General features: G+C 67.8%; 10 protein-coding genes and 1 pseudogene. 5 read left to right on the top strand and 6 right to left on the bottom strand.

Annotated elements, in window-relative coordinates:
• Positions 1 to 147: 147 nt before the first annotated feature.
• Together glyS and glyQ are read right to left on the bottom strand one after the other, a co-directional pair.
• Positions 148 to 2,223 (bottom strand): glycine--tRNA ligase subunit beta, encoded by a 2,076-nt coding sequence (glyS, locus tag N7367_RS14165; protein WP_279942620.1) that lies wholly within the window; start codon positions 2,221 to 2,223, stop codon positions 148 to 150.
• 84 nt (positions 2,224 to 2,307) lie between these two features.
• Complete coding sequence (gene glyQ / locus N7367_RS14160) at positions 2,308 to 3,219, bottom strand: glycine--tRNA ligase subunit alpha (RefSeq protein ID WP_053517689.1); 912 nt, start codon at positions 3,217 to 3,219, stop codon at positions 2,308 to 2,310.
• Positions 3,220 to 3,302: 83 nt separating this feature from the next.
• On the opposite strand from glyQ, the pseudogene N7367_RS14155 reads away from it, so the two are divergent.
• From N7367_RS14155 to N7367_RS14145, 3 genes and pseudogenes are all read left to right on the top strand, one after another.
• A pseudogene (locus N7367_RS14155) lies at positions 3,303 to 5,137 on the top strand (GspE/PulE family protein).
• Positions 5,109 to 5,855 (top strand): glutamine amidotransferase, encoded by a 747-nt coding sequence (locus N7367_RS14150; protein WP_279942619.1) that lies wholly within the window; start codon positions 5,109 to 5,111, stop codon positions 5,853 to 5,855. The pseudogene N7367_RS14155 and the gene N7367_RS14150 overlap by 29 nt, the downstream one beginning before the upstream one ends.
• Positions 5,856 to 5,904: 49 nt before the next feature.
• Entirely contained in the window at positions 5,905 to 6,816 is a 912-nt protein-coding gene (locus N7367_RS14145; protein WP_053517685.1) for a BPSS1780 family membrane protein, read from the top strand.
• A 43-nt stretch (positions 6,817 to 6,859) separates the two neighbouring features.
• Here N7367_RS14145 and tatC read toward each other — a convergent pair whose 3' ends face one another.
• From tatC to N7367_RS14125, 4 genes are all read right to left on the bottom strand, one after another.
• Positions 6,860 to 7,609: a twin-arginine translocase subunit TatC gene (gene tatC / locus N7367_RS14140; RefSeq protein ID WP_010482410.1), complete on the bottom strand. Its 750-nt coding sequence runs from the start codon at positions 7,607 to 7,609 to the stop codon at positions 6,860 to 6,862.
• Positions 7,606 to 8,091 (bottom strand): Sec-independent protein translocase protein TatB, encoded by a 486-nt coding sequence (gene tatB / locus N7367_RS14135; RefSeq protein WP_065181400.1) that lies wholly within the window; start codon positions 8,089 to 8,091, stop codon positions 7,606 to 7,608. The genes tatC and tatB overlap by 4 nt, the downstream gene beginning before the upstream one ends.
• Before the next feature lie 15 nt (positions 8,092 to 8,106).
• Positions 8,107 to 8,334 (bottom strand): Sec-independent protein translocase subunit TatA, encoded by a 228-nt coding sequence (gene tatA, locus N7367_RS14130; RefSeq protein ID WP_053517682.1) that lies wholly within the window; start codon positions 8,332 to 8,334, stop codon positions 8,107 to 8,109.
• Between the two features lie 75 nt (positions 8,335 to 8,409).
• Positions 8,410 to 9,303, bottom strand: a complete 894-nt coding sequence (locus N7367_RS14125) for a YSC84-related protein (protein ID WP_053517681.1) — start codon at positions 9,301 to 9,303, stop codon at positions 8,410 to 8,412.
• Between the two features lie 166 nt (positions 9,304 to 9,469).
• Between N7367_RS14125 and hemH the strand changes: the two genes are divergently transcribed.
• A complete protein-coding gene (hemH, locus tag N7367_RS14120; protein WP_279942618.1) occupies positions 9,470 to 10,432 on the top strand; it encodes a ferrochelatase in 963 nt (320 codons plus the stop codon).
• Positions 10,429 to 11,283, top strand: a complete 855-nt coding sequence (locus tag N7367_RS14115) for an alpha/beta hydrolase (RefSeq protein ID WP_279942616.1) — start codon at positions 10,429 to 10,431, stop codon at positions 11,281 to 11,283. Before hemH ends, N7367_RS14115 begins: the two co-directional genes overlap by 4 nt.
• Positions 11,284 to 11,308 lie beyond the last annotated feature (25 nt).

Raw genomic sequence — 11,308 nt, 5'->3', positions numbered from 1 at the left:
TCACGCCTTCAGGCATCGGTTGTTAAGTGGCGGTCAAAATACGCGTTACCGACATCATCCGCATGATGTCGGTAACGCCGGGCCATGCCCGGCGGCTTCTTCCAGCACCACACCGCGCGTTCGCCGGGCGTGGCCCGGCGCGACCACTCAGCTCGACAGATGCTCGATCGCGGCGACCTTGCCCAGTCGCTCGCCCAGCAGGGTCAGCAGCGCCAGGCGATTGCCGCGCAGTGCGGGGTCTTCGGCATTGACCATCACACCATCGAAGAATGCATCGACCTGCGGGCGCAGGCGGGCCAGGCGGGCCAGCACGGCCACGTAGTCCTTCTGATGCAGGCTGGCGCCCGTGTCGTCGATGGCGGCGGTGACGGCTTCGGCCAGCGCGCGCTCGGCCTCCTCCTGCAGCAGCGACGGGTCGATCTGGCCCGGAATGTCGCCTTCAGCCTTACGGAGGATGTTGCGGATGCGCTTGTTCGCGGCGGCCAGGGCCTCGGCCTCGGGCAGCGCTGCAAACGTGCCGATCGCGTCGAGGCGGCGATCGAAGTCGTACAGCGACGCCGGCTTCAGTTCGGCGACCGCGTTGAAGTGGGTGGCCGGCACGCCCTTGTCGGCGTAATAGCCCTTCAGGCGATCCAGGATGAAGTCGTACAGCTCACCCACATCGGCCTGCACGCCACGCGCGGCCAGGCCTTGGTTGGCGCTGGCCAGCAGCGCGCGCAGGTCCAGCTCGAAGCCACTCTCGATGATCGTACGGGCCAGGCCCAGTGCGTTGCGGCGCAGGGCAAAGGGATCCTTGTTGCCGGTCGGCTTCAGGCCCGCCGCGAACCCGCCGGCCAGTGTGTCCACACGCTCGGCGATGGCCAGCACCTTGCCCAACGGCGACAGCGCGATGTCATCGCCACCGAAGCGCGGCTGGTACGCCTCGTCGAGGGCCAGCGCCACGTCCGGCGATTCTCCGCCCGCCACCGCGTAATGGCGGCCGGCGATGCCCTGCAGTTCCGGGAACTCGTTGACCATGCGCGACTGCAGGTCGTTCTTGGCCAGCTCCGCGCTGCGGCGGGCCTGCACCGGATCGGCACCCACCTGCACGGCAACCGCTTCGGCCAGCGCCGCCACGCGCGCGACCTTGTCCGCCACGCTGCCCAGCTTGGCCTGGTAGGTCACGGTCTTCAGGCCCTCGCCCATCGCGGCCAGCCCCTGCTTCAGGTCTTCATCGAAGAAGAACTTGGCATCGGCGAAGCGCGGGCGGATCACGCGTTCGTAGCCCTTGGCCACTTCGGCCACATCCTTCGACTCGATGTTGGCGATGCCGATGAACTTCTCGGTCAGCGTGCCCGCGTCATCCAGCACCGGGAAGAACTTCTGGTTGATCTCCATCGTTTCGATCAACGCTTCCTGCGGCACGGCCAGGAAGGCGCGCTCGAAGCTGCACAGCACTGCCGAGGGCCACTCGACCAGGTTCACCACCTGCTCAAGATTGTCCTCGGTGATGCGCGCACTGCCGCCAGCCTTGCCGGCGGCGGCTTCGACCTCGGCGACGATGCGCGCGCGGCGCTCGGCCGGGTCGACCAGCACATGGGCCGCGCGCAGCGATTCGACGTAGTCCTGCGGCTGGGTCAGCCACACGGTCTTGTCATGGTGGAAGCGATGGCCACGGCTCATGCGGTCGGCCGTGAGGCCGAACAGCTCGGCAGCGACCACATCCTTGCCGTGCAGCAGCACCAGCCAATGCACCGGCCGCGCGAAGCCCCAGGGGTGGTCGCCCCAGCGCATCGGCTTGGGGATCGGCATGGCGGCGATGGCCTCGCGCAGGATCTCAGGCAGCAGATCGGCGGTGCTCGCGCCCGGCGTCACCGCACGATGCACGAAACGCTCGCCCTTGTTGTCGGTGGTCTTCTCCAGCGCGGTCCAGTCGATGCCGGCCTTGGCGGCGAAGCCCTGCAACGCCTTGGTCGGCTGGCCTTCTGCATCCAGCGCGATGTTCAGGTACGGGCCCAGCACTTCGCTGTGCTGCTCCGGCTGTTCCAGGCCGACGCCCGGCAGCAGCACGGCCAACCGGCGCGGAGTGGACAGCGGACGTGCATCGCCCGTGTCCAGGGCAATGCCGCGCTTGCGCAGGCCTTCGACAACACCGTCGAAAAACGCCTGGGCTAGGCCCGGCAGCGCCTTGACCGGCAACTCCTCGGTGCCCAGTTCGATCAGCAGGGGGGACAATTGGCTCATCGGTTCGATCCTGTGGTGGGGGGCGCAGCGCGCAACGCGTCCGGCGCCCCGGGGGTGATGAAAAGCAGGGTGGGAGAGCGGCCGTCAGGCTTTCTTCGCGCCCGGGAAGCCCAGCTTCTCGCGCTGCTCGTAGTAGGCCCGGGCCACCGCCTGGGCCAGCGCACGCACGCGCAGGATGTAGCGTTGGCGTTCGGTCACGCTGATGGCGCGGCGCGCATCCAGCAGGTTGAACGTGTGGCTGGCCTTCATCACCTGCTCGTAGGCCGGCAGCGGCAGGCCCACTTCGACCAGCTTCTGCGCCTCGCGCTCGCAGGCGTCGAAGCGGTGGAACATTTCTTCCACGTCGGCATGCTCGAAGTTGTAGGTGCTCTGCTCCACCTCGTTCTGGTGATAGACGTCACCGTAGGTCACCGGCTGTCCGTCCGGCCCGTAGGTCCACACCAGGTCGTAGACGTTGTCGCAGTTCTGCAGGTACATGCACAGGCGCTCGAGACCGTAGGTGATCTCGCCCAGCACCGGGCGGCACTCCAGGCCACCGGCCTGCTGGAAGTAGGTGAACTGGGTCACTTCCATGCCGTTGAGCCAGACCTCCCAGCCCAGGCCCCAGGCACCCAGGGTCGGCGACTCCCAGTTGTCCTCGACGAAGCGCAGGTCGTGCACCAGCGGGTCGATGCCCAGCGCCTGCAGCGAATCCAGGTACAGCTGCTGGATGTTGTCCGGCGCCGGCTTCATCGCCACCTGGTACTGGTAATAGCGCTGCAGGCGGTTCGGGTTCTCGCCGTAACGGCCGTCGGTGGGACGGCGCGAGGGCTGCACGTAGGCCGCGTTCCAGCCTTCCGGACCGATCGCACGCAGGAAGGTCGCCGGGTGGAACGTACCGGCGCCCACCTCCAGGTCGAGCGGCTGGATGAGCACGCAGCCCTGCTGGGCCCAGAACTGGTTCAGGGTCTGGATCAGGCCCTGGAAGGTGATCGGAACGGTCGGGGTCGCGGACATGCGGACGATTCTTGGCCGGCAAGGGGGTGCGCTAGTATAACGGCCGACCTGCGGGGCATTCCGTACCCGGGAGGAGCAGGCAGATGGAACATCGGCTGCCGGCGGGCACGCCCGGCGAGCCCGGCGCGGTACCGCTGCCGTGGGGCCGCCTGCTGTTTGAACAGGTCTCGGCCGCACTGCTGGCCGATGGCCTGGTGGCCGCGCAGGACCGCGAGCGCGTGCGGTTTTCCGCGCAGGGCGCCCGCAACGCCAGTGAAGTCCATCCGCTGGTACTGCTGTCCAACCTCAAGCTTGCCGCCAGCGACGGCGGCGAACTGACCCTGGAACGCCTCACCGAGTGGCTGGCGCGGCGCACCGGCACCCGCTACCTGCGCATCGACCCGACCCGCGTCGATGTGGCGGCGGTCACGGCCCTGGTTTCGCACGCCTATGCGCGCCGCCATCGCTTCCTGCCACTGGCGGTGGACGCCGAACGCGTGCTGGTGGCCACCAGCGAACCGCTGGTACAGGAATGGCGCCGCGACCTGCAGCACCTGACCCGCCGCCGCATCGAGCTGGCCGTGGTCAATCCGCTGGACCTGCACCGCTACACCATGGAGTTCTACGGCGTCACGCGCTCGGTGCGTGGCGCACGCGGCGACGTGCGCGGCGAGGTGAACACCGCCCTGCCCAGCTTCGAGCAGCTGGTCGAGCTCGGCCGCACCGGCGACGTCAACGCCGACGACCAGCACATCGTGCACATCGTCGACTGGCTGCTGCAGTACGCCTATGAGCAGCGTGCGTCGGACATCCACCTGGAACCGCGCCGCGACATGGGCCGCATGCGGTTCCGCATCGATGGCGTGCTGCACAAGGTGTTCGAGGTGCCTCCGGCGGTGATGACCGCCGTGGTCAGCCGCATCAAGGTGCTGGGCCGCATGGACCTGGCCGAGCGTCGCCGGCCGCAGGATGGCCGCATCAAGACCCGGTCACCGGGTGGGCGCGAGGTGGAAATGCGCCTGTCGACCATGCCCACAGCGTTCGGCGAGAAGTGCGTGATGCGCATCTTCGACCCGGATGCGGCGTTCAAGAGCATCGACCAGCTGGGTTTCAGCCCGCAGGAGGCTGCCGGCTGGAACGCCCTGGTCGAGCGTCCGCACGGCATCGTGCTGGTGACCGGCCCGACCGGCTCCGGCAAGACCACCACCCTGTACTCCACGCTCAAGCGCCTGGCCACCCCGGACGTGAACGTGTGCACGGTGGAGGATCCGATCGAGATGATCGCGCCGGAGTTCAACCAGATGCAGGTGCAGACCAACATCGACCTGGACTTCGCCAGCGGCGTACGCACCCTGCTGCGGCAGGATCCGGACATCATCATGATCGGCGAGATCCGCGACCTGGAAACCGCGCAGATGGCGGTACAGGCGTCGCTGACGGGCCATCTGGTGCTGTCCACCCTGCACACCAACGACGCCCCCTCGGCCATCACCCGCCTGCTCGACCTGGGCGTGCCGCATTACCTGCTGGCCTCCACCGTCAACGGCATCCTCGCCCAGCGCCTGGTGCGCACCCTGTGCCCGCACTGCAAGCGCCGCATACGCTCGGTGCCGCCGATTGGGCGGTACTGGCTGATAGCCATGCCGCATATCCAGATGCCGCCACGCCCTGTCGGCCGGTCGGTTGCCTGGAGTGCCGGCGCACCGGTTTCCTCGGCCGCATCGGCCTGTATGAGTTGCTGCCATTGGGTTCGCGGCTTCGCGCGCAGATCCGCGCCGACATGGATCTGGCCGGTTTCAGCCGTGCCGCCCGTGCCGAGGGCCTGCGGACCCTGCGCCAGGCGGGGCTTGAAAAGGTGGCGCAGGGGCTGACTACAATCGAGGAAGTCCTGTCTGTCCTGCCGCCCCCGGATGAACCCAGCGCCCTTCCTGATTGTTGAAACCGGCCGTCCAGTGCCCTCGCTGCGTCGTTATGGGCGTTTCCCGCACTGGATCCGCGTCGCCGCCGGCCTGGAAGAACACGAGACGGTGGTGGTCGATGTCGAGCACGGCGGCGTCCTGCCCGACCCGCGCGCGTTCGCCGGGGTGATGGTGACCGGCTCGGCCGCCTTCGTCACCGACCACGCCGACTGGAGCGAGCGCAGCGCGGCGTGGCTGCGGCAGGCCGCCCACGATGACGTGCCGGTGTTCGGCATCTGCTACGGGCACCAGCTGCTGGCGCATGCGCTGGGCGGCGAAGTGGCCTACAACCCGGCCGGACGCGAGTCGGGCACCATTGAACTGGAGCTGCAGCCGCAGGCAGCACAGGACCCCCTGTTCCAGGGGCTGCCACAGCATTTCGCGGCACACGCGACCCATCTGCAGACCGTACTGCGTGCCCCCGAGGGGGCCGCCGTGCTGGCACGGTCGCCGCAGGATGGCTGCCATGCCTTCCGCTGGGGCCGGCAGGCGTGGGGCGTGCAGTTCCATCCCGAGTTCGCCACCCACCACATGCGCGGCTACGTGCGTGCGCGGGCTGACTGCATCGGCCGCCATGGTGGCTGTGCCCGCAGCATCGAGCGCGCGGTCAGCGCCGCCCCCCTGGCCCGGCAGCTGCTGCGCCGTTTCGTCCGCCAGGCACGGCAGTCTTCAGCCCAGCCGGCGGCAAAACAGGGATAATCGGCGGCGCGGGTACTGCCCGCTCCCCTTCTGTCCTCTCCGGATGTCCATGAAAGAGATTCGCAAGCTGCCGGCCTCGGCGGGCGCCCAGTGGTTGCTGGATACGTTCTCCCTGTACCGGCGTGCACCGCTGCAGCTGGCGCGGATCGGCCTGACCTGGATGCTGGTCAGCTGGGTGGTCACCCTGCTGTCCACCCTGGTGCCCGGCGCGCTCGGTCTGGCCGTGCAGCTGATGACCCTGGCCGTCTCGCCGATCATGTTCGGCGGCATGCTGTACGCCATGGGCGAGATCGACGACGGCCGGCCCGGCCTGGTGACCCACCTGCTGCAGCCGATCCGTGACCACCGCGTCAGCCACCTGCTGGTGCCGCTGGCGATCCAGGTGCTGGTGGTCCTGCTGCTGGGCGTGCTGCTGTACCTGATGATCGGTCGCGAAGGCTTCGCCGCCTTCAGCGACGTCATGGCACGGATGGAAGAGATCGCCCGCAGCAACCAGCAGGTCAGCCCCGAAGCCGCCGCCGAACTGGTCGCCCAGCTGCCGGCCACGCGCATCGCACTGTGGATGCTGCTGGTGTTCGTGACCGCCATCGCCCTGACCCTGGCTATGTTCACCCAGCCAGCGCTGGTGGTGTTCGACAAGCAGAGCGGCATGCACGCGCTGCGCCTGAGCCTGCAGGGCTGCATCGAGAACATCGCGGCGATGGCGGTGTTCGCTGTGCTCGGCGTGATCGCCGCCTTCTGCGGCTACATCCTGTTCGTGATCGTGATCCAGATCGCGATGCTGCTGGGGGGGCAGATGGTGGCTGTGTTCATCGCACAGCTGCTGCTGACCACCGTGGTGATGCCGCTGTACGTCGGCGCGGTGTATGCCGCCTGGAAGCAGATGTTCGTGCACCGTGGCAGCCGTGGCGCTCCGCCGGTTCCGGCCACGCCGCCGGCGAACGACGTCTTCCACGCCTGAGCACGCCCAACGGTAGCGCCGGGCCATGCCCGGCGCTGCCGCATCACGCGGCGGGCTTCTTCACCACCGAGGACGGCACCAGCCACCGCGCGGCATGGATGCCCAGTTCGTACAGCAGGCACATCGGGATCGCCAGCATCAGCTGCGAGACCACGTCAGGCGGCGTCAGCACGGCCGCCACCACGAAGATGCCCACGATCGCGTAGCCACGGCCCTCCTTGAACTGCTGCGGCGTCACCCATCCCAGCAGTACCAGGATCACCATCGCCACCGGCAGCTCGAAGCTGCCACCGAAGGCGAAGAAGATCGCCAGCACGAAATCCAGGTAGGCGTTGGCATCCGGAGTGATCGCGATCACATCGGGGCTGAAGGTGGTGAGGAAGTGGAACACCGCCGGCAACACCAGGAAATACGCGAAGGCGCAACCGGTGTAGAAAAGCAGCACCGACGACACCAGCAGGGGCACCGCCAGGCGTTTTTCGCGGGCATACAGTCCCGGCGCGACGAAGGCCCACAACTGGTACAGCAGCCACGGCACCGCCACGAACAGCGCGACGAAGAAGGTCAGCTTCAACGGAGCGAAGAAGGCGCCGGCCGGGTTGGTGGCGATCATCGTCTGGCCGTTCGGCAGCTGCGAGACCAGCGGTTCGGCCAGCGCGTTGTACAACTTCTGGGTAAAGGGCAGCAGTGCCAGCAGCACCACGCCCAGGCCCAGCAGCGCACGCACCAGGCGGCCGCGAAGCTCCACCAGATGCTCAACCAGCGAGCTCTCGCCGAAATCCTGTTCGCTCATCGGCCGCGCTCCTCGCTCTGCGACGCTGGCACCGGACGGGTGTCGTCTACATCCGCTGCGGATGCAGCGGACGCCCCGCCGGCATCGGCCGCAGTGCCGTCGCCCATGGACGCGGGAGGTGCAGCCTGCTGTGCCTGGCTGACATGCGGCGGCAGGTCCGCCGGCGCCGGTGCCCGCGTCTCCTGCGCCAGCGCATCACCCTGCTGCTGTGCCTGCGCGGCTTCGCGACGGATCGCCTCGCCGCTGGCACGCAACTGGTTCTCGGTGTCCTGCATGCCCTGCCGCACGTCCTGCATCTGCCGCTTGATCTCTTCGGCCTGCAGTTCGCGCTCCAGTTCCTGTTTCACCGAGTCCCACTGATTGCGGGCACGACGGACCCACAGGCCGGCAAAACGGGCCGCCTTGGGCAGACGCTCGGGACCGAGCACCACCAGGGCGACCACTGCAATGACCAGCAGTTCGCTGAAGCCGATATCAAACACCGCGACCGCTCCGGATCAGCGTGCGTTGCGGTCGTGCTCGTCCTGCGCGGTGCGCGAGGCGTCCTGGCTGCGCGTCTCATCGCCCAGCTGCGCGTTCGGCTTGTCCTCGTCGCGCATGCCCTTCTTGAATTCCTTGACCGCCGAACCGAGGTCCTTGGCGCCGCTGGTCAGACGCTTGGTGCCGAACACCAGCAGGACGATGGCCAGCACGACCAACCAATGCCAGATGCTGAAACTGCCCATAAAGACGCTCGTTACGTTAGTGATCAGGCTGTCGAGCATAGCGCACCGGCCGTTAGCCGGCGCGCGTGACGAAAGTCAGTTCCCGCCCAGCGTCTCCGTGCGGATTTCGCCTTCATTGACCGGCTGGAAGCCCTGCTGCTGTGGCGGCGGGTTCTGCGGCACGTTCTGCAGGGGCGCGGTGGTGGCTTCCGCCGGGACCGCCGGGGCTGCCTGAACAGGCGGCGGTGCGACCGTCGGCGCCGGAGCCGGGCGCGAGGCCGTGCCACCATTGCCACCACGGTTGTTGCGCGCGGCATAGGTCGCCTCCTCCAGGCGATCACGGAAGGCGACCACATCCATCGACGGCGCACCTGCTGCCCGGCCCTCGAAGATCATCCGCGGCGTGGTGTTGCTGCCATAGGCGTCAAGGTTGGCGGCATCGTCGATCTGCAGCACCGCACCGTCCAGGGCGACGCCGGCGAACAGGCCACGCGCACGCGACCACGACCAGATTTCGGCCTTGAGCTGGCCGTCGGTGGCCGCGGCCGCATTGCGGCCGACCGGACCGGCCGCCACACCGGCATCGGCGCCCAGGGTGAACTTGCCGTTGACCAGGTTGTCCAGGCTGCGGTCGTTGCGGAACACCAGCACCACGTCCGACGACTGCACGCCGGCCTGGAAGCCAATGCTGCCGCCGGTGAGCTTGACGAAGACCGGGTTGGACCAAGCGCCGTTCGGCATGCGGACCGACATCAGGCCATGGCCACGGCGGCCACCAATGACCAGGCCTGCCTTGATCGTGTCGGGAATGACGATGACCGCGCGGCCTTCGTCGAGCAGTTTGTCCGGAATCCCCTGTTCAGGGATTTCCTGGATTTCAGCCAGCACACGCACCGCGTTGCGGGCGCGCTGGTCTTCCTGCGGCCCGGCCATGGCCTGGCTGGACAGCAGGCTGGCGGCGATCAGCAGGGCTTGGATCGGGCGACGCATGGCAGGCTCCAGAAGTCAGTCCATAGGAAGATATAGCAAGTGACTGAAATTAGTAGTGTTGTGATGAATCGGCAATGAGCGTCATCGGTCCCGCATCGGAGATGACTATGCCTGCGATGCAGATCCTGCATCCCGATACAGCGGCAGATCGGCGACAATGAGACCCATGCTCGACGCACCCGATACCGCCGTGCTGGCGGTCAACCTAGGCACGCCCGAGACGCCGACGGCCCCCGCCGTACGCCGTTACCTGGCTGAGTTCCTGTCCGACCCGCGCGTGGTCTCGATTCCGGCGCTGCTGTGGCAGCCGCTGCTGCGCGGCCTGATCCTGCCATTGCGCAGCGGCCGCTCGGCCGCCAAGTACGCCCAGGTCTGGCTGCCCGAGGGCTCGCCGCTGATGGTCCATACCCGGCGGTTGGCGCAGGCCATGCAAGCTCTGCTGCCGACCCTGCGCGTGCGCCATGCGATGCGCTATGGCGAACCCGCATTGACCGCGGAACTGGACCGGCTGGCGGCGGAAGGCGTGCGGCGCATCGTCGTGCTGCCGCTCTATCCCCAGTATTCGACCACCACCACCGCATCGGTGGAGGATCGTGTCGATGCCTGGCAGCGCAGGAATCCGCGCATCACGGTCAGCCTGGTACAGGACTACTCGGTCGACCCGGACTGGGTCGCGGCCGTGGCAGCCTCCATCCAGCGCTACTGGCAGGCGCATGGCCGTGGTCAGAGGTTGATGTTCTCCTTCCACGGCATTCCACAGCGCCTGGCCGATGGCGGTGATCCCTATCCGCAGCGCTGCGAGGCCAGTGCGCAGGCGATCGCCAATGCGCTGGGCCTGGAACGGAGCGAGTGGCAGCTCGGCTACCAGTCGCGTTTCGGGCGCGAGCGCTGGTTGCAGCCGTATGCCGAACCCAGCCTGTGGGCGCTGGCCGAGGCCGGCGTGAAGCAGATCGACGTGGTCTGTCCCGGCTTTGCCACCGACTGCCTGGAAACGCTGGAAGAAGTCGAGATGGGATTCACTGAAACCCTCGCCGAACGCGGCGCACGGATGCGTTACATCCCCTGCCTCAACGATGGATCCGAGCACGCGCGTGCCTTGGCACGGCTGGCCGTGGCCTCGCTGGCATGAGCCTGCAGGGGTTCGAACTCGAGGTCGGCGGCGCGCGCGTGGCCGGCCTGCGCAATCACGGGGACGGCCCGCGTGTGCTGGCCCTGCACGGATGGCTGGATAACGCCGCCAGCTTCGTGCCACTCGCGCCGCATCTGCCCCATCTGGATCTGGTGGCCATCGACCTGCCTGGCCATGGCCACAGCGCCCATCTCCCGCCCGGCGCCAGTTACACCACCGCTGCAGCGATCTGCCATGTCCTTGACGTGGCCGACGCGCTGGGCTGGGAGCGCTTCAGCCTGCTTGGCCACTCGATGGGTGCGGGCATCGCCAGCCTGACGGCGGCGGTCAGTGACCGCATTGAACGCCTGGTCGCCATCGAAGCGCTGGGGGGCCTGCGGGGACCGGAAGAGGACACCGCGCATCGGCTGCGTGAGCATGTGACTGCCACGCGCGCGCTTTCGCGCAAGCAGCTTCGGGTCTTTCCTGATCTCGCCGCGCCGATCCGCGCGCGGATGATGACCAACCAGCTCAGCGAAGGCTGCGCGCGCCTGCTGGTCGAGCGCGGGGTCGAACCCGTAGAGGGCGGCTATCGCTGGTGCAGCGATCCGCGCCTGATGCTGCCCACCGCCATCCGGCTCAGCGAGGGCCAGATCGACAACCTGCTGCAGGCCATCGCCTGCCCTACGCAGGTGATCTACGCGACTCCCGCGCAGTCGTACTATCCCGAGCCGATGCGCAGCGAGCGACTGCAGCACCTGCGCGACGGGCGCCTGGCCGTGTTTCCGGGCAACCATCACCTGCATATGGAAGCGCCTGCGCAGATCGCGGCAGTGATCCAGCCGTTTCTGGGGCACGACAACGCCGGCTGAAACATCGGCTGTTGAAACGCATAAA

Origin of the sequence: Stenotrophomonas sp. GD04145, assembly GCF_029835135.1 — a bacterium.
Taxonomy (GTDB): domain Bacteria; phylum Pseudomonadota; class Gammaproteobacteria; order Xanthomonadales; family Xanthomonadaceae; genus Stenotrophomonas; species Stenotrophomonas maltophilia_P.
The sequence above is the reverse complement of the archived record's forward strand: the minus strand, read 5'-3'. Positions and strand labels throughout refer to the sequence as shown.

Excerpts from the sequence above, each read along its gene's own strand:
- glyS (WP_279942620.1), bottom strand. The coding sequence starts at position 2,223 with ATGAGCCAATTGTCCCCCCTGCTGATCGAACTGGGCACCGAGGAGTTG.
- glyQ (WP_053517689.1), bottom strand. The coding sequence starts at position 3,219 with ATGTCCGCGACCCCGACCGTTCCGATCACCTTCCAGGGCCTGATCCAG.
- N7367_RS14150 (WP_279942619.1), top strand. The coding sequence starts at position 5,109 with ATGAACCCAGCGCCCTTCCTGATTGTTGAAACCGGCCGTCCAGTGCCC.
- N7367_RS14145 (WP_053517685.1), top strand. The coding sequence starts at position 5,905 with ATGAAAGAGATTCGCAAGCTGCCGGCCTCGGCGGGCGCCCAGTGGTTG.
- tatC (WP_010482410.1), bottom strand. The coding sequence starts at position 7,609 with ATGAGCGAACAGGATTTCGGCGAGAGCTCGCTGGTTGAGCATCTGGTG.
- tatA (WP_053517682.1), bottom strand. The coding sequence starts at position 8,334 with ATGGGCAGTTTCAGCATCTGGCATTGGTTGGTCGTGCTGGCCATCGTC.
- N7367_RS14125 (WP_053517681.1), bottom strand. The coding sequence starts at position 9,303 with ATGCGTCGCCCGATCCAAGCCCTGCTGATCGCCGCCAGCCTGCTGTCC.
- hemH (WP_279942618.1), top strand. The coding sequence starts at position 9,470 with ATGCTCGACGCACCCGATACCGCCGTGCTGGCGGTCAACCTAGGCACG.
- N7367_RS14115 (WP_279942616.1), top strand. The coding sequence starts at position 10,429 with ATGAGCCTGCAGGGGTTCGAACTCGAGGTCGGCGGCGCGCGCGTGGCC.